The organism is Bacillus salipaludis (assembly GCF_004358205.1).
The window spans coordinates 196,936-219,299 of the sequence record NZ_SMYO01000005.1; the positions used below are offsets into that span (position 1 = coordinate 196,936).

Genomic DNA, 22,364 nt, shown 5'->3' on the forward strand with positions numbered 1-22,364 from the left:
TTACTGAATTTTAGATTATAAAACGGTTAAGGAATCCAATTTCAAGGATTGTTATTTCGCTATACTTTTTTTGCGTACCATCATAACTATATTACCTTTTTACTTTAATTTCTATCCTTTACATAATGATAAATAAAATGTAGTTATAATGGAAACGCTTCCAAAATCAACCTCAAAAATGTAAGCGCTTAGCATTCTTTTTTACTACTAAAATCGCAAAAAAATTGTATTTTTAAAAAATAATTCTGTATACGGTTTCTTGACGCTCTATGTCGACAGGAGTAAAATGGACATGTCACAATTTTGTCATAGTGATGCTAGGTTGAATTTTCTTTTTAAATGGTTTATAAAAAGGAAGGAAACTTAACATCATTCTTATTATTTAAGGGGGGTAAATTATGGCGGGAAATCGAGAGTTTATTTCACGAAGAGTACACTCGCTGCTAGGGGTCATTCCAATTGGTTTGTTCCTTATCGTGCATCTAGTAGTCAACCATGCCGCTACGGGCGGAGCAGAATCCTTTCAAAGAGCAATAAATTTTATGGAGGATCTTCCATTCCTTATCGTTCTAGAATGGGTATTAATTTATTTGCCATTATTATTTCATGCAGTCTATGGCCTTTATATTGCCTTTACATCAAAAAGCAATGTCGGCAGAATGGGGTACTTCAGAAACTGGATGTACATTCTGCAGCGTATAACAGGGGTGATTGCCCTGATCTTTATTGCATGGCATGTATGGGAAACACGGATCGCCAAGGCATTTGGGGCTGAACTTAATTTCCAAATGATGGCGGATATCTTATCTTCACCATTCATGTTTGGTTTCTACTTAGTGGGAGTTCTTTCAGTTATTTTCCACTTCTCAAATGGTTTATGGTCATTTATGGTAAGCTGGGGAATTACCATTTCACCACGCTCACAAGTCATTTCTACATATGTGACTTTAATCATTTTTGTGCTGCTTTCCATTATTGGAATTCAAGCGCTTCTAGCATTTGTGTGATCAACAAATTAACGAACGGAAAATATTGGATTTAGGATTAGGGAGTGAGTCACGATGAGTAAAGGTAAGGTGATCGTAGTCGGTGGTGGTTTAGCTGGCTTGATGGCAACCGTTAAGGTGGCAGAATCGGGGACACCGGTAGAGTTATTTTCTCTAGTTCCGGTGAAACGTTCTCACTCTGTTTGTGCCCAAGGCGGTATTAATGGAGCAGTAAATACTAAAGGGGAAGGCGACTCTCCTTGGATTCACTTTGACGATACAGTTTATGGCGGAGACTTTTTAGCAAATCAGCCTCCGGTTAAGGCAATGTGTGAAGCTGCGCCTGGTATTATTCACTTATTTGACCGGATGGGAGTTATGTTTAACCGTACCCCTGAAGGATTACTTGATTTCCGCCGCTTCGGTGGAACACAGCATCACCGTACAGCATTTGCCGGTGCAACTACTGGTCAGCAGCTACTTTATGCGTTGGATGAACAAGTTCGCCGCCATGAGGTAGAGGGCTTGGTTACAAAGTACGAAGGATGGGAATTCCTTGGTGCGGTATTGGATGACGAAGGCGTTTGCCGCGGTATTGCTGCTCAAAATTTAAAAACAATGGAGATTAAATCTTTCGTGGCTGATGCCGTAATTATGGCAACTGGCGGCCCTGGGATTATCTTTGGTAAATCAACAAACTCTGTTATTAACACTGGTTCTGCTGCGTCAATTTTATATCAGCAAGGCGTTTCCTATGCAAATGGTGAAATGATTCAAATTCATCCAACTGCAATTCCTGGTGATGATAAACTTCGTCTCATGAGTGAATCAGCTCGTGGAGAAGGCGGTCGTATTTGGACCTATAAAGACGGTAAACCTTGGTATTTCTTAGAAGAAAGATATCCTGCATATGGAAACCTTGTACCACGTGATATTGCAACACGTGAAATTTTCAATGTCTGTGTGGATATGAAACTAGGAGTTAATGGGGAAAACATGGTCTTCCTTGATTTATCACACAAGGATCCGCATGAATTAGATGTAAAATTAGGCGGAATTATTGAGATTTATGAAAAATTTGTCGGAGACGATCCGCACAAAGTTCCAATGAAAATTTTCCCTGCCGTTCACTATTCAATGGGCGGTATGTGGGTTGACTATGACCAAATGACGAACATTCCTGGCTTATTTGCAGCAGGTGAGTGTGATTATTCACAGCACGGTGCAAACCGTTTAGGAGCGAATTCATTACTATCTGCTATTTACGGTGGTTCTGTTGCAGGACCTAACGCTGTTCGCTATATTGGGGGACTTGAAAAGAGTTCTGATGCTATTTCTTCTTCTGTATTTGATCGTAAAGTTAAAGAGGAAGAGCAAAAATGGAATGCGATTATGTCAATGGACGGAAATGAAAATGCCTATGTTCTTCATAAAGAGCTTGGCGAATGGATGACTGATAACGTTACAGTTGTTCGTTACAATGATCGATTGTTAAAAACAGATGAAAAAATTCAAGAGCTTTTAGAGCGATACAAGAAAATTAACATCAATGATACAGCTAAATGGAGCAACCAAGGTGCTGCGTTTACACGTCAATTACAGAACATGCTTCAATTGGCTCGTGTTATTACACTTGGGGCTTATAACCGTAATGAGAGCCGTGGTGCTCACTACAAGCCGGATTTCCCTAAACGTAATGATGAGGAATTCTTAAAAACGACAATGGCGAATTTTGTTGACGCTACTTCAGCTCCGGCATTCCATTATGAAGATGTTGATATCTCGCTGCTTGCTCCACGTGAACGTGACTATACTAAAAAGCATTAATTGAAAGGGGAGTAGGAAAAAATGGCTGAAACAAAAACAGTAAAATTTATAATAACCCGTCAGGATACTCCAGACTCTGCTCCTTTTGAGGAGGAGTTTGAACTTCCATACCGTCCGAATATGAACGTTATTTCGGCGTTAATGGAAATTCGCAGAAATCCTGTCACTGCAAAAGGACAGGATACATCCCCAATTACTTGGGAAATGAACTGTCTTGAAGAAGTATGCGGAGCATGTTCAATGGTTATCAATGGCAAGCCGCGCCAAGCTTGTTCGGCGCTTGTTGATAAATTAGAGCAGCCAATCCGTTTGGCACCAATGAGTACTTTCCCGATTGTACGTGACCTTCAAATTGACCGAAGCAGAATGTTTGATTCCTTAAAGAAAGTAAAGGCTTGGATTCCAATCGATGGTACGTACGATTTAGGTCCTGGACCACGTATGCCTGAGAAAAAACGTCAATGGGCATATGAACTTTCAAAATGTATGACATGTGGTGTATGTCTAGAGGCGTGCCCAAATGTGAATAGCAAAACAAACTTTATGGGTCCTGCTGCCTTTAACCAAGTTCGGTTGTTCAATGCTCACCCAACTGGTACGATGAATAAATCTGAGCGTTTAAATGCATTTATGGAAGATGGCGGAATGCAAGGCTGTGGTAATTCACAAAACTGCGTGCAATCTTGTCCGAAAGGGATTCCAATCACAACATCAATCGCAGCTGTTAACCGTGACGCTACCATGCAATCATTCAGAAACTTCTTTGGAAGCGACAACGATTAATCCAGTTTTAAAAACCTTCTTTTCTTAACGGAAAGGAAGGTTTTTTTATTTCCGTTCCAAATACGAGTTTTTATCCTAGTCCATTTGTTATAATGTAGGAAATTTGAAAAAGGATGGTACGGTAAGGGTGAAGTCAAAGATTCCACTTCTGTTTGTTTTAGTCGGTCTTATTTTAATAGGGATTGGAGTTTGGCAGTTTATTGATGTGAAAATGCAAACAAAGGCGTCACTTAAAGAGGCAAAAGAAATCGTCTCAGAACAGCAGCCAATCGATTCAAATCAAAAGCCTAATGAAAAAAATAAACCTAAAGCCAGAAAAAAAAGTAAAGCTCCGAAAATTGGCGATACCATTGGCTTGCTCTCTATTCCTAAAATCAGTGCGGAATTACCGATTGTTGAAGGAACAGACCCCGATGATCTGGCAAAAGGGGTGGGTCATTATAAAGGTTCCAATATGCCTGGTAATCACGGGCAGATTGTTTTATCGGGACATCGAGATACCGTTTTTCACCATCTGGGAGAATTAAAAAAAGGCGATACCTTAAAAGTAAACGATTCAAAGGGCAATTTTGAATATGAAATCACCCATATGAAAATCGTTAAAGCAGATGACACTAGCATTATTACTTTGCAAAATAAACATGAGGAATTGATTTTGACCACGTGTTATCCTTTCAGTTATGTAGGAAATGCTCCAAAACGATATATCATTTATGCCAAGCCTAAATCATAAAAAGTTCCGGATCATAACTCGGAACTTTTTATTTTTTAACTTTTAGGCTGTGTTAAACTTGTCTGGTGAATTTCCGCACCAGGCACTTCGCTTTCCGCGGGCGTGCAGGGGAGCCTCCTCGTCGCTTCGCTCCTGCGGGGTCTCCCCTGCCCCGTACTCCCGCAGGACACTGAATTGCTTCCTTGAATCCGCCCACGCACGAAGAAAATGCGTTAGCATTTTCGAGGAGTCTTCGTGCCTTCCGCTCCAATCAACAGGGATAAAAATCGACAATGTCCTTTAACACAGCAAACTTTTAAATTATAATAGGATTAAAGAGTACTGAATGACTATTCATTTTTTTGAAAAGGAGTTGACAAATAAGATGGTGAGAGCAAATTATATAGATGATTTTGATAAGTGGCAGCATGAATTCGAATATTTTCTCCCAATCAGGGTTAGGTTTTCCGAAACGGATATGTTTGGACATTTAAATAATACAGTTCCATTCGTTTATTTTGAGGAAGCCCGGACTGAATATTTGAAATCCATTGGTTTTATGGATGAGTGGGTAAAGCCTGAAAGTGAAACATTTCCGGTTGTTGCCGATCTGCAATGTGATTTTTTACAGCAAATTTTTTTCGGGGAGAATTTAAAGGTATATGTAAAAGCCGCTTCAGTCGGAAATTCCTCTGTTGATCTTCATTATATGGGCAAAAAAGAAGACGATTCTGTTGGGTTTGTAGGAAGAGGAACGCTTGTTCAAATCTCAAAAAAGGCAGGAAAAGGCGTTCCCTGGACAGAGGAAATGAGAAATCTGCTTGTACGGCATATCGATGTTCAAATATAACGAAACAAAATCATTTTTCAGATAGTATTTATAGTCACTACATTTGTAGAGTTCACATAAGATATGGTGACTAAATATATACCCACCCCACGGTTCATAACTGGCGAAGGCAAGGAGGGTCACAATACTTGAAGGAGAATGATTATACTCACAAGCCATTACTCACCAAACGCGAAAGAGAAGTATTCGAACTGTTAGTACAAGACAAAACAACGAAGGAAATCGCTGGTGAATTATTTATAAGCGAAAAAACGGTTAGGAATCATATTTCCAATGCCATGCAAAAGCTTGGTGTTAAGGGGCGTTCACAAGCCGTTGTAGAGCTCCTTCGAATGGGAGAGCTAGAACTTTAATCATGACCGGCATCCTTTTGGGACGCCGGTTCATATTTTTATAAAGATATTTTCTTATTGCATGCGGTTGTAAAACACCGTAATAGCTTTTTGGTAAAAAAACAACGGTTTATGTTCCTGCTTGAAATTTAAGCGAAAAAAGTAGAAAATATATACAAGCTTAACTCATCTTTAGAGAAAACAACTCGTTAAGCGGCGCTTTAAGTTGAGGGGAAAGCATATTATAGGAGTGTATAATACATGAAACTCGAAAATTCACAAAAAGTGAACGGGGAAATAGTGGCGAATATTGAAAAAGATTTACGGTACATATCCGGGATTATTAAACAAAAAGGAAGAGAAATGTTAAGTAATTATAAAATTACTCCTCCCCAGTTTGTTGCCCTGCAGTGGCTTTTTGAAGATGGAGATATGACAATTGGGGAATTATCTAATAAAATGTTTCTTGCCTGTAGTACCACCACAGATTTAGTCGATCGTATGGAGAAAAATCAACTCCTTGTCCGGGTAAAAGATCCGAATGATCGTCGAGTAGTGAGAATTCACCTGCTCGAGGAAGGCGAACGAATTATCAATGAGGTAATCAAGAAACGTCAAGTATATTTAGAGGAAATCTTAAAAAACTTTACCACAGACGAGATTCTTCTGGTCCAAAACAATTTAAGTAAACTGCATCAGGAAATGCGTTAAGAATGAGGCGATAAGCTTGAAACAACCAATAGGTGTAATTGATTCCGGCGTTGGGGGGTTGACGGTTGCAAAGGAAATGATGCGGCAGCTGCCAAATGAAAAAATCATTTATTTGGGAGATACGGCACGTTGTCCTTATGGACCAAGACCAACAAAGGAAGTTAGAAAATTCACTTGGGAATTAACAACCTTTTTATTAGAAAAGCAGATTAAAATGCTGGTCATCGCTTGCAATACGGCAACAGCTGTTGCTCTGGATGAAATTCGTAGGGAATTAAAAATTCCAGTGCTCGGTGTCATTTATCCAGGAGCACGGGCCGCGATAAAGCGAACAAAAAACTATCGGGTTGGCATTATAGGCACCCAGGTTACCGTAGAAAGTGGCGCATATGAAAAGGCATTAAAATCGTTAAACAGCAGGCTGTTTGTAAAAGCCCATGCCTGTCCTAAATTTGTTCCGCTGGTGGAAAGTGGCGAATATGACGGGCCGATTGCGGAAAGAATTGTTACGGAATCCTTGCAGCCGATGTTACATTTAAATTTAGATACATTAATTTTAGGATGCACGCATTATCCTCTGCTTGGTCCGCTTATTAAAAAAGTAATGGGTCCGGAGGTTAACGTGATTAGTTCCGGTGATGAAACTGCGAGAGAAATCAGCGCCATCCTCCAATACAACGGCCAGCTCGAAGAATCTGAGGACGAGCCGGAGCACGAGTTTATTACAACTGGATCAAGAGGCATCTTTTCCAAAATCGCCTCCGAATGGCTGGACATGCCGGTGGACAATGTACAAAAAATTAAATTATAAGTTAGAGCTCCTAGTTTCTAGGAGCTCTTTTTGGTACTTTTGAAGAATCGAGTGAGGGGTCCTGTGCTTTAGTGAGGAAAAAAAGCTTTTCGGTAAAAAGGAAAGGCGCTGCATTACCCTTTAGGAGGAAAAAATCGCAAAAGAGGTAAAAGGAAAGGCGTTGCATTACCCTTTAGGAGGAAAAAATCGCAAAAGAGGTAAAAGGAAAGGCGTTGCATTACCCTTTAGGAGGAAAAAATCGCAAAAGAGGTAAAAGGAAAGGCGTTGCATTACCCTTCAGGAGGAAAAAATCGCAAAAGAGGTAAAAGGAAAGGCGTTGCATTACCCTTTAGGAGGAAAAAATCGCAAAAGAGGTAAAAGGAAAGGTGCTGCATTACCCTTTGGGAGGAAAAAAGCACCCAAGAGGTAAAAGGAACCCCTATCCATTGCCCTAAATAAGAAAAATAAACCTTTCATAGTAAAAGGAGATCCCAACACAACTACCCCCAAACAAAGATTTTTTAGAGAATGTCCAAATTTTTTTTTCAAGACGGTCTAAATTTCCGGAAGGCTCGTATACATGGTAGTACAAACTGTCTTGGGAGGGAATTTTATGTCTAAAAATAAAAATAAAGCAGTCATCCTTGTTTCGGCTATGTTTGCTTCGAGCGTTCTATTATCCGGCTGTGGCTTATTTAATACAGAAACGGAAAAGAAAATCGACCCGCCGAAATCCGTCTCCATGGACACTGGAAAAACGGTAAGCAAAGAAACAGTGGCTAAAACAGAAAATGCAAAAAATACCATCAAAACAGAACTATACCTCATCGATAAAAATGGTTATGTAGTGCCGCAGACAATAGCACTGCCGAAAAAATCCTCTACCGCCACACAAGCTCTCGAATACTTAGTCGATAACGGACCAGTTGAAGATATGCTGCCAAACGGATTTAGAGCAGTCATTCCGGCAGAAACTTCATTGTCTGTTAACATTAAGGATGGCGTAGCCCATGTTGATTTTTCAAAAGAATTTAAAAACTATCAGCCTGAAGATGAGTTGAAAATTCTTCAATCCATTACCTGGACATTAACCCAATTTGACTCCGTTAAGTCTGTACAGTTATCCATGACCGGGCATCCATTAACCGAAATGCCGGTAAACGGTACACCAATCAGTGATCACTTAACGAGATCCATCGGAATCAATATTGATACAACGGATGTTGTTGACATTACCAATACAAAACCGGTAACTGTATACTATATTGGCGGTGAAAAAGAAGGCTCATACTACTATGTACCCGTAACACGCCGGGTTAGCAATAATGTAACCGATAATATTACTGCTGCTGTAAATGAATTAATTGAAGGGCCAAGTCAGAAGTCAAACCTTCTTTCAGAGTTTATGTCTGACGCAAAACTTCTTGAAGCGCCAAAAGTGGAAAATGGACAGGTGACATTGAACTTTAATGAGAATATTTATGGAAGCTTCGAAGAAAAGGAGATTTCGCAGGCCGTGTTAAACACTCTTGTATTATCATTAACAGAACAGCCGGGAATTGAAAAAGTTGCAATCGAAGTGAAAGGGAAAGCAGGGCTCAAAAATGAACAGGGTAAAAAAATATCTGAGCCTGTAACTCGTCCGGAAAAAGTAAATACAGGTAGTTTTTAAAAAAAGTTTTTTGTTATACTATATAATGACCATGAAAGAGGTTGGCTTCCCGCCGCCTCTTATTTATTTGTCTGGCTCTTAGCGTCCCTTAAAAAGACGCTTATGCTTTTCTATTTGCCAGATAGGCCTGCTTAAACCGACGAGGCGAGCTTGATCATGAAGGAGGAAGGTTAGTGCGTGTTGATGGACGTGAACCATTGCAGTTAAGACCCATACATATTGAAACAAACTATTTAAAGCATCCGGAAGGCTCGGTGCTCATTTCTGTTGGGGACACAAAAGTAATTTGCACCGCTACAATTGAAGACCGGGTGCCGCACTTTATGAGGGGAGAAGGCAAAGGCTGGATTACAGCGGAATATTCGATGCTCCCAAGAGCGACGGCATCAAGGAATATCCGGGAATCTTCTAAAGGGAAAGTGTCCGGGCGCACAATGGAAATTCAGCGGCTGATTGGCCGTGCCTTAAGGGCTATTGTAGATTTAAAGTCTTTAGGGGAAAAAACAGTTTGGATTGATTGTGATGTCATTCAGGCTGACGGTGGAACCCGTACGGCTTCCATTACCGGAGCATTTGTCGCGATGACGCTTGCTTTAAATGAATTAGCTGAAAAAAGAGCGATAAAATTCCCCATTACTGATTTCCTGGCAGCGACCAGCGTTGGAATTTTAGAAGAGAACACTACCATCCTAGATTTAAATTATCCGGAGGACTCCGGTGCTTTGGTTGATATGAATGTAGTCATGACCGGAAGCGGTGAATTTGTTGAACTGCAGGGAACAGGTGAGGAAGCTACATTCTCCTATAACCAGCTTCAAGAATTACTTCATGCGGCACAAGCCGGATTGAGTGAGCTTTTTGAACATCAAAAAATTGCTCTTGGTGCAGATATAACGGAAAAAATTGAAGAAAGAAGAAAAAATAAATGAGAGAAGTTATTATTGCAACTAAAAACCCCGGAAAAGCGAGAGAATTTGAGAGTATTTTTGCAAAAAGGGGAATCGAAGTCAAAACACTATTAGATTTTCCTGAGATCCCTGAAGTAGAGGAAACAGGAACTACTTTTGAGGCCAATGCAATCCTTAAAGCAGAAGCGATCTCGAAAGCCTTGAATAAAATGGTCATTGGAGACGACTCCGGTTTGATTGTGGATGCATTGGAAGGTAGACCTGGTATCTATTCAGCCCGATATGCCGGAGAACATAAAAATGATCAGGACAATATTGATAAGGTTCTTTCTGAGCTAAAGGATGTCCCTGAGGAAGAGCGGACGGCAAGATTTTATTGTGCACTGGCGGTGGCTGTGCCGAATCAAGAAACGATGACGGTTTCGGGAACTTGTGAAGGCCGGATTTTAACAGAAAGAAAAGGGACGCATGGCTTTGGTTACGATCCGATTTTTTATGTTCCGAATTTGGGACTTGCAATGGCTGAGCTTCCTTCAGAGGAAAAAAATAAAATCAGCCACCGCGCAAACGCCTTAAAGAAACTTGATACGGTGCTGGATTCAATTTTAGAAAGAACAAATCAATTATGAGCAAGATTTTGATTGTCAGCGATAGTCACGGAATGACAAAAGAGCTTGAAATTCTGCGGGACAGACATATGAAAGATGTCGATTTAATGATTCATTGCGGAGATTCGCAGTTAATGCCGGATGACCAAGCGATTTCAGGGTTTGTCACCGTATTAGGGAATTGTGATTTCGGTGGTTATCCTTTAGAAGTGATCGAAGTGGTAACTGGCCGGAAAATTTTCGTTACTCACGGGCATAAGTATTCGGTTAAGTCATCTTTGATGAATTTAAAGTATAAGGCGCAAGAAGTAAACGCCGATATTGTTTGTTTCGGGCATTCCCATATATTAGGGGCGGAGGTCATCGGTGGAACGCTGTTTTTGAACCCCGGAAGCCTTCGTCTGCCCCGGGAGCGCTTTGAAAAAACGTACGTTATTCTAGACCTAGCAGATGAAAAAATAAAGATGACCGTTTTTGAATTAAACGGTCGTGAATTAGTCGATTTAGGTTATGAATTTACCTTGCCGAAAAAATAATGGGGAGTGTATCTCCCCATTTCTTGTTTTTAAAAAACAGCAAATTTTTTATTGACTTTTATTTTTTAGGACTATATAATAAAACTTGTCTTTGATAAATGACTACGTCCCAGTAGCTCAGCCGGATAGAGCATACGCCTTCTAAGCGTACGGTCGGGAGTTCGAATCTCTCCTGGGACGCCATCTACATACCAAAATGAACTTTACTCACCCAGAAAAGGTGAGTTTTTTTGTTTTTTACCGAATTCGTGCTACACTAATTTTCATCAACCATAAGGGCGGAATTTTATGAAAAAGCGGGAACGAGTTAAAAGAAAAGAGAATGTAATCTTCTTTCCCGGGCTTGAACAGCGATTAACGGAAAAGGGTTTAGAAAGCCTGCAATTAAAAAAGTTTGAAGAAGCCATCGAGCTTTTAGAAGGGGCGAAGGAACTTGACTCGGAAAATGGCGATGTGCTAATGGGATTAGTCTTAGCCTATTTTGAAGCAGGTGCTTACCGCAAAGCAAAAAAACTTGCAAACGAACTGTTACTAAAAGGAATTGGCGATTATTATCAGATGGTCGATTTATATTTGACCATTCTGATCCAGCTGCACGAATATCAAGAAATCGTTTCAACAATTGAAGTCTTATTGGATGAAAAAGAAATCCCACCCGAAAAACAGGATCATTTTCTAACCATCCTGCAATTTAGCAAAAGGATGGCGGAACAGAATCAAGCAGATGTGGAAAATGATAATTCGGATGTAACTGGTCCAATGAACAAGAGCCTGAACCTTTTTTCCTTACAAAATACAACGGAACAAATGCTGCTCCTATCCAAACTGGCGGAGAGGAACATTAGACCGTATATAGAGGAAATTACAGCCTATCTAATCGCAGAAACAGGACAGTCCTTTTTTAAAACAACCCTGCTTACTCTACTAAAAGAGCAGGAATATGATAAGGAAATCGAGGTTCAAAAGTTTCATCAAATCATAAAGATTATTCCGATAAAATTGCCTGAAGTTCATGCCCAGCCCAGGATGGAAAAAATCATAGAACATTTAAAAGATTATCTAGAAAATAGTAACCCGGTTTTATTGGCAGATATAATAGGTATGGTAGAACGAATCTTTTTTATCAGCTATCCTTTCGAGCTAGAGCCGAAGAATGCTAAAGCATGGGCAGCAGCCTTCCATGTTCTAGCAGAGGAATATATGGGAAACGATGCAGAAATTATTGATAGAGCGGAAGAATACGGTGTTCCTAGTGAAGAAATCAATCTAGCAATCGTTAAAATACGAGAAATAGAAGAAATTTCTTACCCCAATTTTTAGGCAGTGTGTTGAAAGAAACCAATCCTATGATATAATGTAGGGGTCGCATTCTGAAGAAATTCGATATTTTACAACAAAAAGTGGATAATGACTTGATAGAACAAGACATATTCATACAATTCGTTACGAATGAAATGAGAATAGATGTTGGAGGGAAAAAACGGTATGACAGCTAAGTGGGAAAAATTAGAAGGAAACCGCGGTGTTCTTACAGTTGAAGTAAGTGCTGAGGAAGTAAGCAAAGGATTAGACGAAGCATTCCAAAAAGTTGTAAAACAAGTAAATGTTCCAGGATTCCGTAAAGGGAAAATGCCTCGTGGCATGTTTGAAAAGCGCTTTGGTGTTGAATCATTATATCAAGATGCTTTAGATATCATTCTTCCTGAAGCATATGGAAATGCAATCGATGAAACAGGTATCGAGCCAGTTGATCGTCCTGATATTGATATCGAGCAAATGGAAAAAGGCAAAGAGCTTATCTTCAAAGCTACTGTTACAGTTAAGCCTGAAGTAAAATTAGGCGAGTACAAAGGTCTAGAAGTAGAAGAGCTTGAAACAAATGTTACAGATGAAGACGTACAAAAAGAATTAGAAACACTTCAAAATCGTCAAGCTGAACTTGTTGTAAAAGAAGAAGGTAAAGCTGAAAACGGTGATACTGTGATCATCGACTTTGAAGGTTTCGTTGACGGTGAAGCATTTGAAGGCGGAAAAGCTGAAAACCACTCACTTGAGTTAGGTTCTGGCTCTTTCATCCCTGGCTTTGAAGAGCAGCTTGTTGGAGTTGCTGCCGGCGAATCAAAAGACGTAGAAGTATCTTTCCCTGAAGAATATCATGCTGCAGAGCTTGCAGGTAAACCAGCAGTTTTCAAAGTAACTGTTCATGAAATTAAAGGAAAAGAACTTCCAACACTTGATGATGAGTTTGCAAAAGATGTAGATGATGAAGTTGAAACATTGGATGCATTAAAAGAAAAAATTAAAACTCGTTTAGAAGACAGCAAAAAGCATGAAGCTGAGCATAACCTACGTGATACTGTAGTGGAAAAAGCGGCTGAAAATGCTGAAGTAGAAATCCCAGCTGTTATGATCGATAGCGAAGTAAACCGTATGCTTCAAGAGTTCGAACAACGCTTGCAAATGCAAGGTATGAACCTTGAGCTTTACTTCCAATTCTCAGGTCAAGATGAAAATGCCTTGCGTGAGCAAATGAAAGAAGAAGCAGCTAAGCGTGTACGTATAAACTTAACGCTTGAAGCAATTGCGAAGGCAGAAAATCTTGAAGCAACTGATGAAGACGTTAATGCTGAACTTGAAAAAATGGCTGGCATGTACAATATGACAGTTGACAATATCAAAGCAGCACTTGGCGGAGTTGAAGGAATCAAAGCAGATCTTCAGCTTAAAAAAGCAGTTGACTTTCTTGTTGAAAACAAAAAATAATTAATTTTTAGCAAGGCACGATTCCATCGTGCCTTGTTTTATACATTTTATCGATTACATATTATAATAGGGGTAGGGAAACCTTTTTATTAAACCTCATGAAAAGCCTTATACATTTTTGCAGATGGGCAGGAAAAATGGAATTACATATCGAATTAAATTAAACCAAATGGATTTAAGGTTGATTTTTCAAAATTATGGTTATGCTTAATGGGTACATAAGTTTCTGTTATGATGGCGAATCCCAGTAAATTTAACAGTAGCAAACATAAGGCTTTTTATTTCCAGTCCATCGGCAACATGTGTTACAATGCAATACATACCACTAAAAATAGAAGAAAAAAGATTCGGATTTATTTGGGATTCGCAGCTTTAAAGTTGTGTGACAACAAGTATCAAGGGGTGAAAAGATTGTTTAAATTTAATGATGAAAAAGGGCAATTAAAATGTTCTTTCTGTGGTAAAACACAGGATCAAGTTCGAAAGCTGGTTGCGGGTCCAGGAGTTTATATATGTGATGAGTGTATCGAGCTTTGCACAGAGATTGTTGAGGAAGAACTTGGAACAGAAGAAGAAGTAGAATTTAAAGATGTTCCAAAGCCAAAAGAAATCTGTGAAATTCTTGATGAATATGTCATCGGCCAGGATCAGGCTAAGAAATCATTATCGGTAGCCGTTTATAATCACTATAAGCGGATTAATTCCAATAGTAAGATTGATGATGTTGAGCTTGCAAAGAGTAATATTTGTATGATTGGACCAACTGGTAGTGGGAAAACGTTATTAGCACAAACATTAGCGCGCATTCTTAACGTACCATTTGCGATTGCCGATGCAACTTCATTAACCGAGGCTGGTTATGTTGGTGAAGATGTTGAAAATATTTTGCTTAAATTAATCCAAGCTGCTGATTATGATGTTGAAAAGGCAGAAAAGGGCATCATTTATATTGATGAAATTGATAAAATTGCCCGTAAATCGGAAAATCCATCGATTACAAGAGATGTTTCCGGTGAAGGCGTTCAACAGGCATTATTAAAAATTCTTGAAGGTACGGTTGCAAGTGTTCCTCCACAAGGCGGCAGAAAACATCCGCATCAAGAATTTATCCAAATTGATACAACTAATATTCTATTTATTTGCGGTGGTGCATTTGATGGCATCGAACCAATCATTAAACGCCGTTTAGGGCAAAAAGTCATTGGATTCGGCTCAGATGTTAAGACCCAAGAAATTGGACAAAAAGAGCTTCTTTCAAAAGTATTGCCTGAGGACTTGCTTCGCTTTGGCTTAATTCCGGAATTTATCGGACGTTTACCTGTTATTGCAAGCCTTGAGCAATTAGATGAGGGTGCTTTAATTGAAATCTTAACGAAGCCGAAGAATGCTTTGGTGAAGCAATACCAAAAAATGCTTGAAATTGATGATGTAAATCTTGAATTCGAAGAAGGCGCTCTAGTGGAAATCGCGAAAAAAGCGATTGAACGAAAAACAGGTGCCCGCGGATTACGTTCTATTATTGAAGGAATCATGCTTGATGTGATGTTTGATCTTCCATCAAGAGATGATATCACGAAGTGTATCATCACGCAGGAAACGGTTTTAGATAACAGTGAACCGAAGCTGATTCTAGAAGACGGAACGGTTGCCAACGAAAAATCTGCATAATGAAAACGAGTTAAAGTACCTAATTATAGCACTTTAGCTAAACAATCAAAGAACCTGGCGGTGTGCCAGGTTCTTTTTTTCTTACCAAACCGCACAATTTGTGGTTTATTACACCCAATCGCAGGAAATACTGAAAATATCTATCAGAATTAATCTGCAGGAGGGGATAGTATGAGTTGGACGGGGATTGCCTTATTTATACAGCTCTTTTTTGGAATCATCATTGGGCTTTATTTTTGGAATTTGCTTAGAAATCAGCGAACACAAAAAGTATCCATCGATAGAGAATCAAGAAAGGAAATGGAGCAGCTTCGCAAAATGAGATCCATTTCTTTAACCGAACCATTATCAGAAAAAGTACGTCCTACTAGCTTTAAAGATATTGTTGGGCAGGAGGATGGAATTAAATCATTAAAGGCGGCATTATGCGGTCCCAATCCACAGCATGTCATCATTTACGGACCGCCTGGTGTAGGGAAAACAGCTGCAGCCCGCCTAGTTCTTGAAGAAGCGAAAAAAAATAGCAAATCACCATTCAAACCGGCATCTGTTTTTATTGAACTTGATGCGACAACCGCCCGTTTTGATGAACGGGGAATTGCCGACCCATTAATTGGCTCTGTACATGACCCGATCTATCAAGGAGCTGGGGCAATGGGACAAGCTGGAATTCCACAGCCAAAGCAAGGCGCCGTAACAAATGCACATGGCGGCGTATTATTTATTGATGAAATTGGTGAATTGCATCCTATCCAAATGAATAAATTGTTAAAGGTGTTAGAGGATCGGAAGGTTTTCCTAGAAAGTGCCTATTATCATGAGGAAAATAATCAAATCCCAACACACATCCATGATATTTTTAAAAATGGACTCCCTGCCGATTTCCGGTTAATTGGGGCAACAACAAGAACACCGAATGAAATTCCCCCGGCGATTCGTTCGCGCTGTATGGAAGTGTTTTTCCGTGAATTAAGCGAGGAAGAAATTAGTTTAGTTGCAAGAAAAGCAGCAGATAAAGTGAACCTATCCATAAGTGAAAACGGTGTTGAAACACTTTCAAACTATGCAAGAAATGGGCGGGAAGCAGTTAATTTAGTGCAAATTGCAGCCGGACTCGCCATCCAAGAGGAACGAGACTTTTTAAAAGACGAAGATATTGAATGGGTGATTCATTCCAGTCAAATGTCACCGCGCATGGAAAGAAAAATTAATGATGATTCCCAAGTTGGTCTTGTGAATGGGCTTGCTGTTTACGGCCCGAATTCCGGGGCGCTTCTAGAAATTGAAGTAACGGTAATACCGGCAAAGGAAAAGGGTTCGATTAATATTACCGGTATTGTGGAAGAGGAAAGTATTGGCGGTCAAGGCAAATCGATTCGCCGCAAAAGTATGGCTCGCGGTTCGATTGAAAATGTGATTACCGTATTACGTTCGATGGGAGTTCCTGCTGATGACTTCGATATCCATGTGAATTTCCCAGGCGGAGTTCCAATTGACGGACCATCAGCGGGAATTGCGATGGCAACCGGAATTTATTCGGCCATTTATAAAATTCCGATCGATAACAAGGTAGCCATGACTGGGGAAATTAGCATTCATGGAAACGTCAAACCAATTGGCGGTGTTTATCCAAAGGTGAAGGCAGCGAAAAAGGCCGGTGCAGAAACGGTTATTATCCCGGAAGAAAACATGCAGTCGATTTTAAATGAAATTGAGGGCATTAATATAGTTCCAGTCACTCATTTACACGAAGTATTTGAGATTGCCTTGGTCAATGAGTTAGCCCGGAACAAAGTCATTCCGGCATCCATTGAACTTTCAAAGAAAGAATCTATTTAAAAAAAAACTTCGGTTTGTAAACAAAAACAAACCGAAGTTTTTTATTGGCATGGAAGAAAACGAAATGATTGGGGAAAATAGAATCATATCTAACACGCTTTTCTTTTATAGTCTAGCTCCAGCGCCTAGCCCCTCGAGGTTGCTTCGGACCTGACGATGAAGTCAAAGAACGACTTCACCGAAGGACCTAAAGCCTTGTCGGGGCTGACCAAGGCGCTTCCGCTTTTCTTATAAATAGACACTTTTTTGCAAATAGGATAGAATTGTACAAAGATGAATTCTAATTCACTAATGGAAATATTGATTTTTGGAGGTGCAGTATTTTGGCGAAAAACAATGAAATAATCGTCCCCCTCCTGCCGCTTCGGGGGCTGCTTGTTTATCCGACAATGGTCCTTCATTTAGATGTAGGACGGGAAAGATCGGTTCAAGCCCTAGAAAAAGCGATGGTAGATGACCACTTAATTTTTTTAACAACCCAAAAAGATGTGTCAATAGATGAGCCTTTGGAAGAGGACATATATAAAATTGGGACTTTGACAAAAGTAAAGCAAATGCTGAAGCTCCCAAATGGGACCATCCGTGTGCTGGTGGAAGGACTTAGCAGGGCTGAAATCGTAACCTTTCATGACGAAGAAGATTATTATTCTGTCGTCATTCAAACATACGATGACCCGGATACAAAAGATGTGGAAGATCAAGCCCTGATGAGAACGATGCTTGATTATTTCGAGCAATACATAAAACTATCGAAAAAAATCTCTGCTGAAACTTTTGCATCAGTTACCGATATTGAAGAACCCGGAAGGATGGCAGATATCATTGCCTCCCATTTACCGATTAAACTTAAGGATAAGCAGACGATTCTTGAAACGATTGACGTAAAAGAACGAATGGGCCTCGTCATTGATACCATCCATAATGAAAAAGAAGTCCTTAATCTTGAAAAGAAAATCGGCCAGCGAGTAAAGCGCTCAATGGAAAGAACGCAAAAGGAATATTATTTGCGTGAACAGATGAAGGCGATTCAAAAAGAATTAGGTGATAAGGAAGGTAAAACCGGGGAGGTCGCTGATCTTACTGAAAAGATTGAAAAGGCTGGAATGCCGGACCATGTAAAACAAACAGCATTGAAAGAATTGGATCGTTACGAAAAAGTTCCATCAAGCTCTGCTGAAAGTGCTGTGATCCGCAATTATATTGAATGGTTAATTTCGATTCCATGGTCAAAGAAAACGGACGATGATATTGATATCAATCGTGCGGAGCGAATCTTAAATGAAGATCACTATGGTCTTGAAAAGGTGAAAGAGCGGGTACTTGAATATTTAGCTGTTCAAAAGCTGACCAATTCGTTAAAAGGGCCCATTCTTTGTTTAGCTGGGCCTCCAGGGGTAGGGAAAACAAGTCTGGCAAAATCGATTGCGACCTCGCTTAATCGTAATTTTGTCCGGATTTCTCTTGGCGGTGTCCGAGATGAATCGGAAATCCGCGGCCACAGAAGAACCTATGTCGGGGCTATGCCGGGAAGAATTATTCAAGGAATGAAAAAGGCGGGCACGATTAACCCAGTCTTTTTACTGGATGAGATCGATAAGATGTCCAGTGATTTCCGCGGTGATCCTTCTGCAGCCATGCTGGAGGTGCTTGACCCGGAGCAAAACCATAATTTCAGCGACCATTATATTGAAGAGACGTATGATTTATCAAAGGTCATGTTTATTGCCACGGCCAATAATTTGTCTACTATTCCGGGGCCGTTGTTAGACAGAATGGAAATTATTACAATTGCAGGTTATACCGAAATTGAAAAAGTTCATATTACAAGAGATCACTTGTTACCAAAACAAATTAAAGAAAATGGACTTTCCAAGGGAATTCTTCAGGTTCGTGATGATGCAATTTTAAAGGTTGTCCGTTATTATACACGTGAAGCAGGGGTTCGGAGTCTTGAACGGCAAATGGCGACCCTTTGCCGGAAAACGGCTAAAATCGTTGTTTCCGGTGAGAAAAAACGAGTCATTATTACCGAAAAAAACATCGAGGAATTTTTAGGCAAGCCAAGATTCCGTTATGGTCAGGCAGAAGCAAAGGATCAGGTGGGGGTTGCAACCGGATTAGCGTACACAACCGTTGGCGGGGATACGCTGCAAATTGAAGTTTCACTGGCGCCGGGTAAAGGCAAGCTAGTTTTAACAGGTAAACTCGGTGATGTCATGAAGGAGTCGGCCCAGGCGGCATTCAGTTATGTTCGTTCGAAGTCGAAGGAACTTGGCATCGAGGAAGATTTCCATGAAAAATATGATATCCATATTCATGTTCCGGAAGGTGCCGTTCCGAAAGACGGGCCATCTGCAGGGATCACCATTGCCACGGCGCTTGTCTCAGCATTATCCGGAAGACCAATCCGTCGTGAAGTCGGAATGACGGGAGAAATCACGTTAAGAGGTCGCGTTCTTCCAATTGGCGGATTGAAAGAAAAAACCTTAAGTGCTCACAGAGCCGGATTAACAAAGGTCATTCTCCCGAAGGATAATGAAAAGGATATTGAGGATATCCCAGAAAGTATTCGAAATGAAATTGAGTTTGTGCTTGTATCGCATGTAGATGAGGTATTAAAACATGCTCTGCTTGAAGGAGTCGTAAAATGAAAGTAATAAGTGCAGATATTGTCATCAGCGCTGTAAAGCCAGAGCAATATCCTGAAACAGATATACCGGAATTCGCCTTAGCGGGGCGTTCCAATGTAGGAAAATCATCTTTTATTAATCGAATGTTAGGTCGAAAAGCTTTAGCAAGGATTTCTTCCAAGCCGGGAAAAACACAAACCTTAAACTTTTTTATCATAAATGAAGTGCTCCATTTTGTTGATGTTCCTGGTTATGGCTATGCTAAGGTTTCAAAAACGGAGCGTGCTGCCTGGGGGAAAATGATTGAAACATACTTAACTTCGCGGGAACAGCTAAAAGCCGTTGTCTTAATTGTTGACTTAAGACATCCGCCGACACAGGACGATATCATGATGTATGATTTTTTAAAGCATTACGAAATCCCCTGTATCATTATCGCCACGAAGGCGGATAAAATCCCAAAAGGGAAATGGCAAAAGCATTTAAAGGTAACCCGTGAAACCTTGGATCTAGACCCGAATGACCATATTGTTCTTTTTTCATCAGAAACTGGTTTAGGGAAAGATCAGGTCTGGTCGCTGCTGCAAAGCTATATGAAATAAGAAAAGCGAAAACGCCTCGTTCAGCCCCGAAGCAACCTAGAGGGGCTTGGGGCGCTGCAGCTAGACAAAATAAACGCCCGGGATCGATCCCGGGCGTTTATTTTTTGCGTTTCAGTATAAAATAAATACCAACAATAATTAAGAGGACGGGCCAATATTTCCAAACAACGGACAAACCGTTTTGCAGAAAGCCAAAATATCCATCAATTTTATCATAAAACAGCAGCAAAACAGCTAAAATTAGAAATAAGAAGGCTTGAAATAAACCTGTATTCACTTTTTGAAAACGAAGAAAAAACCCTAATGAAATAATCAGCATTAGCATTCCAATCGTGTTCTGAGGCCAAAAAGATACCTGTCCGACAAGATGAAAATGCAACCCAAAACCAAACATAATCACCCCGGGAAGAATTCCCTCATGGTCCTTAGCGGCATAGCCTTGACCAAGGAAAGCTGCGCCAACAATAAGAAGCAAGGTTGGCCACGTATAAAATTGTTTAAAAAGAGTGATATGTGATTGCTGTAGTAAAAAATAAGCTCCAAAGCCGAGCAGAATAATTCCAGGAAAAATTCGTTGATTTTTCATCTAAACCACCACTTCCAGAAAGGTTCACTTGAATATCGTTCGTTTTTTTGATACTGTACATAAGGAAGGAATTTGTCGAAATAGAATCCTTATCAATTCATAATCATATCATATAGTTTCATTTTCTGTTCACATTTTTCGGGTAAATAAACAAATTATCCATGGTATAATCATACTAGTTAAATTTGCAATCTTACGGGGGGTGTCTTAATCAATGCATATATTAGTGATCGGTGTAAACTATAAAACTGCCCCTGTAGAAATCCGTGAGCGGTTGACATTTAATCAATCCGATCTTGTGGATGCCATGAAAAAATTAAACGCAAAGAAAAGCATCCTGGAAAACATTATTCTTTCTACATGTAATCGTACGGAAATTTATGCGGTTGTCGATCAATTACATACAGGCCGCTATTATATAAAGGAATTTCTGTCAGAATGGTTTGGACTTGACCAAGCGGAGTTTTCTCCGTATTTATTTGTGTATGAAGAAGATGGTGCAGTGGAGCATCTGTTCAATGTAACATGCGGATTAAATTCCATGGTTTTAGGGGAGACGCAGATTCTTGGACAGGTACGAACAAGCTTTATGCTTGCACAAGAAGAAAATATTACCGGCACTGTGTTCAACCACCTATTTAAACAAGCGGTAACGGTGGCAAAACGGGGGCATTCTGAAACGGATATCGGGGCAAATGCCGTATCTGTCAGCTATGCTGCGGTTGAATTGGCGAAGAAAATCTTCGGTTCATTATCTGGTAAGCACGTTTTAATTTTTGGTGCGGGAAAAATGGGCGAATTAGCTGCTCAAAACTTACATGGCAATGGGGTTAAAAAAGTAACGGTAATCAACCGTACATTTGAAAAAGCACAAGAGCTTGCCACACGCTTTGGCGGTGAGGCAAGAGGACATGAAGAGCTTCAAAAAGCGCTTGTAGAAGCAGATATTTTAATCAGCTCAACAGGAGCAAAGGATTTTGTCATCACAAAGCCAATGATGGCAAAGGTTGTAAAAGCGCGGAAGGGCAAGCCCTTATTTATGGTCGATATTGCCGTGCCGCGTGATCTAGATCCGCAAATTGCTGAGCTTGAAAATGTCTTCCTTTACGATATTGATGACCTAGAAGGCATTGTGGAAGCGAACCTGCAAGAGCGCAAGAGAGCTGCTGAGAAGATCATGCTGATGATTGAAAAGGAAATCGTTGAATTCAAGCAATGGCTTGGCACGCTTGGTGTCGTACCGGTCATTTCAGCACTTAGAGAAAAAGCCCTTGCGATTCAGGCCGAAACAATGGTTAGCTTGGAACGAAAGCTTCCAAACTTATCAGACCGAGACATAAAAGTATTAAATAAGCATACAAAGAGCATTATTAATCAGCTTCTAAAAGATCCAATTTTATCAGCGAAAGAATTGTCTGCAAGACCAGATGCGGAACAGGCGATGGCGTTATTTAAACAAATATTTAATATTGAAGAGCTTGCAAAGGAACAACAATTGAAAGCAGCTGAATCAAAACCTTTACCCGTTTCTAAAGTGCAGGCTGCCTTTGAAGTCTAAGGG

At 40.1% G+C, this 22,364-nt stretch carries 20 protein-coding genes and 1 tRNA gene; 20 read left to right on the plus strand and 1 reads right to left on the minus strand.

All coding sequences use genetic code 11. The annotated features are described in order from the left end of the window. The first annotated feature begins 398 nt into the window (after positions 1 to 398). The 19 genes from E2K98_RS11580 (at position 399) to yihA (ending at position 20,217) form a co-directional block, all read left to right on the plus strand. Positions 399 to 1,007, plus strand: coding sequence for a succinate dehydrogenase cytochrome b558 subunit (locus E2K98_RS11580; RefSeq protein ID WP_133334392.1), 609 nt, complete (start codon positions 399 to 401; stop codon positions 1,005 to 1,007). A gap of 54 nt (positions 1,008 to 1,061) precedes the next feature. Beyond that, entirely contained in the window at positions 1,062 to 2,813 is a 1,752-nt protein-coding gene (gene sdhA, locus E2K98_RS11585) for a succinate dehydrogenase flavoprotein subunit (RefSeq protein WP_133334393.1), read from the plus strand. Between the two features lie 21 nt (positions 2,814 to 2,834). Beyond that, positions 2,835 to 3,596 (plus strand): succinate dehydrogenase iron-sulfur subunit, encoded by a 762-nt coding sequence (gene sdhB, locus E2K98_RS11590; RefSeq protein WP_133334394.1) that lies wholly within the window; start codon positions 2,835 to 2,837, stop codon positions 3,594 to 3,596. 127 nt (positions 3,597 to 3,723) lie between these two features. Then, on the plus strand, positions 3,724 to 4,329 hold the full coding sequence (locus E2K98_RS11595) for a class D sortase (RefSeq protein ID WP_208025358.1): 606 nt from the start codon (positions 3,724 to 3,726) through the stop codon (positions 4,327 to 4,329). A gap of 364 nt (positions 4,330 to 4,693) precedes the next feature. After that, a complete protein-coding gene (locus E2K98_RS11600; protein ID WP_133334395.1) occupies positions 4,694 to 5,158 on the plus strand; it encodes an acyl-CoA thioesterase in 465 nt (154 codons plus the stop codon). Positions 5,159 to 5,286: 128 nt separating this feature from the next. After that, positions 5,287 to 5,511 carry a spore germination transcription factor GerE gene (gene gerE / locus E2K98_RS11605; RefSeq protein ID WP_026572264.1) on the plus strand — a complete coding sequence of 75 codons (225 nt, stop codon included), beginning with the start codon at positions 5,287 to 5,289 and terminating at the stop codon, positions 5,509 to 5,511. A 240-nt stretch (positions 5,512 to 5,751) separates the two neighbouring features. Beyond that, on the plus strand, positions 5,752 to 6,201 hold the full coding sequence (locus E2K98_RS11610) for a MarR family winged helix-turn-helix transcriptional regulator (RefSeq protein ID WP_026572265.1): 450 nt from the start codon (positions 5,752 to 5,754) through the stop codon (positions 6,199 to 6,201). 16 nt (positions 6,202 to 6,217) lie between these two features. Then, positions 6,218 to 7,012, plus strand: a complete 795-nt coding sequence (gene racE / locus E2K98_RS11615) for a glutamate racemase (protein ID WP_133334396.1) — start codon at positions 6,218 to 6,220, stop codon at positions 7,010 to 7,012. Positions 7,013 to 7,604: 592 nt separating this feature from the next. Beyond that, positions 7,605 to 8,663, plus strand: coding sequence for a GerMN domain-containing protein (locus E2K98_RS11620; RefSeq protein ID WP_026572267.1), 1,059 nt, complete (start codon positions 7,605 to 7,607; stop codon positions 8,661 to 8,663). A gap of 173 nt (positions 8,664 to 8,836) precedes the next feature. After that, positions 8,837 to 9,592, plus strand: coding sequence for a ribonuclease PH (gene rph, locus E2K98_RS11625; protein WP_133334397.1), 756 nt, complete (start codon positions 8,837 to 8,839; stop codon positions 9,590 to 9,592). Then, positions 9,589 to 10,200, plus strand: coding sequence for an XTP/dITP diphosphatase (locus E2K98_RS11630; protein WP_133334398.1), 612 nt, complete (start codon positions 9,589 to 9,591; stop codon positions 10,198 to 10,200). Before rph ends, E2K98_RS11630 begins: the two co-directional genes overlap by 4 nt. After that, positions 10,197 to 10,715, plus strand: coding sequence for a metallophosphoesterase family protein (locus E2K98_RS11635; protein ID WP_133334399.1), 519 nt, complete (start codon positions 10,197 to 10,199; stop codon positions 10,713 to 10,715). Before E2K98_RS11630 ends, E2K98_RS11635 begins: the two co-directional genes overlap by 4 nt. 106 nt (positions 10,716 to 10,821) lie before the next feature. Further along, a tRNA-Arg gene (locus E2K98_RS11640) sits at positions 10,822 to 10,898 on the plus strand. 105 nt (positions 10,899 to 11,003) lie between these two features. After that, positions 11,004 to 12,035 carry a tetratricopeptide repeat protein gene (locus tag E2K98_RS11645; RefSeq protein WP_133334400.1) on the plus strand — a complete coding sequence of 344 codons (1,032 nt, stop codon included), beginning with the start codon at positions 11,004 to 11,006 and terminating at the stop codon, positions 12,033 to 12,035. Positions 12,036 to 12,200: 165 nt separating this feature from the next. Further along, positions 12,201 to 13,478, plus strand: a complete 1,278-nt coding sequence (gene tig / locus E2K98_RS11650; protein WP_133334401.1) for a trigger factor — start codon at positions 12,201 to 12,203, stop codon at positions 13,476 to 13,478. Positions 13,479 to 13,889: 411 nt separating this feature from the next. Beyond that, positions 13,890 to 15,146: an ATP-dependent protease ATP-binding subunit ClpX gene (gene clpX, locus E2K98_RS11655; RefSeq protein WP_026572273.1), complete on the plus strand. Its 1,257-nt coding sequence runs from the start codon at positions 13,890 to 13,892 to the stop codon at positions 15,144 to 15,146. A 171-nt stretch (positions 15,147 to 15,317) separates the two neighbouring features. Further along, positions 15,318 to 16,985 (plus strand): ATP-dependent protease LonB, encoded by a 1,668-nt coding sequence (lonB, locus tag E2K98_RS11660; RefSeq protein WP_133334402.1) that lies wholly within the window; start codon positions 15,318 to 15,320, stop codon positions 16,983 to 16,985. 323 nt (positions 16,986 to 17,308) lie between these two features. Further along, positions 17,309 to 19,636 carry an endopeptidase La gene (gene lon, locus E2K98_RS11665; protein ID WP_133334403.1) on the plus strand — a complete coding sequence of 776 codons (2,328 nt, stop codon included), beginning with the start codon at positions 17,309 to 17,311 and terminating at the stop codon, positions 19,634 to 19,636. Next, the gene (gene yihA, locus E2K98_RS11670) at positions 19,633 to 20,217 is read left to right on the plus strand and encodes a ribosome biogenesis GTP-binding protein YihA/YsxC (RefSeq protein ID WP_133334404.1); all 585 of its coding nucleotides are present in this window, start codon (positions 19,633 to 19,635) and stop codon (positions 20,215 to 20,217) included. Before lon ends, yihA begins: the two co-directional genes overlap by 4 nt. Before the next feature lie 97 nt (positions 20,218 to 20,314). On the opposite strand, the gene E2K98_RS11675 is transcribed toward yihA, so the two are convergent. Then, on the minus strand, positions 20,315 to 20,803 hold the full coding sequence (locus E2K98_RS11675; RefSeq protein ID WP_133334405.1) for a LiaI-LiaF-like domain-containing protein: 489 nt from the start codon (positions 20,801 to 20,803) through the stop codon (positions 20,315 to 20,317). Positions 20,804 to 21,017: 214 nt separating this feature from the next. Here E2K98_RS11675 and hemA point away from each other — a divergent pair, with 214 nt between their 5' ends. Beyond that, the gene (gene hemA, locus E2K98_RS11680) at positions 21,018 to 22,361 is read left to right on the plus strand and encodes a glutamyl-tRNA reductase (protein ID WP_133334406.1); all 1,344 of its coding nucleotides are present in this window, start codon (positions 21,018 to 21,020) and stop codon (positions 22,359 to 22,361) included. Positions 22,362 to 22,364 lie beyond the last annotated feature (3 nt).

Excerpts from the sequence above, each read along its gene's own strand:
- E2K98_RS11635 (WP_133334399.1), top strand. The coding sequence starts at position 10,197 with ATGAGCAAGATTTTGATTGTCAGCGATAGTCACGGAATGACAAAAGAG.
- lonB (WP_133334402.1), top strand. The coding sequence starts at position 15,318 with ATGAGTTGGACGGGGATTGCCTTATTTATACAGCTCTTTTTTGGAATC.
- E2K98_RS11610 (WP_026572265.1), top strand. The coding sequence starts at position 5,752 with ATGAAACTCGAAAATTCACAAAAAGTGAACGGGGAAATAGTGGCGAAT.
- E2K98_RS11620 (WP_026572267.1), top strand. The coding sequence starts at position 7,605 with ATGTCTAAAAATAAAAATAAAGCAGTCATCCTTGTTTCGGCTATGTTT.
- tig (WP_133334401.1), top strand. The coding sequence starts at position 12,201 with ATGACAGCTAAGTGGGAAAAATTAGAAGGAAACCGCGGTGTTCTTACA.
- E2K98_RS11645 (WP_133334400.1), top strand. The coding sequence starts at position 11,004 with ATGAAAAAGCGGGAACGAGTTAAAAGAAAAGAGAATGTAATCTTCTTT.
- E2K98_RS11675 (WP_133334405.1), bottom strand. The coding sequence starts at position 20,803 with ATGAAAAATCAACGAATTTTTCCTGGAATTATTCTGCTCGGCTTTGGA.
- E2K98_RS11600 (WP_133334395.1), top strand. The coding sequence starts at position 4,694 with ATGGTGAGAGCAAATTATATAGATGATTTTGATAAGTGGCAGCATGAA.
- sdhA (WP_133334393.1), top strand. The coding sequence starts at position 1,062 with ATGAGTAAAGGTAAGGTGATCGTAGTCGGTGGTGGTTTAGCTGGCTTG.
- E2K98_RS11630 (WP_133334398.1), top strand. The coding sequence starts at position 9,589 with ATGAGAGAAGTTATTATTGCAACTAAAAACCCCGGAAAAGCGAGAGAA.
- yihA (WP_133334404.1), top strand. The coding sequence starts at position 19,633 with ATGAAAGTAATAAGTGCAGATATTGTCATCAGCGCTGTAAAGCCAGAG.
- hemA (WP_133334406.1), top strand. The coding sequence starts at position 21,018 with ATGCATATATTAGTGATCGGTGTAAACTATAAAACTGCCCCTGTAGAA.
- sdhB (WP_133334394.1), top strand. The coding sequence starts at position 2,835 with ATGGCTGAAACAAAAACAGTAAAATTTATAATAACCCGTCAGGATACT.
- E2K98_RS11580 (WP_133334392.1), top strand. The coding sequence starts at position 399 with ATGGCGGGAAATCGAGAGTTTATTTCACGAAGAGTACACTCGCTGCTA.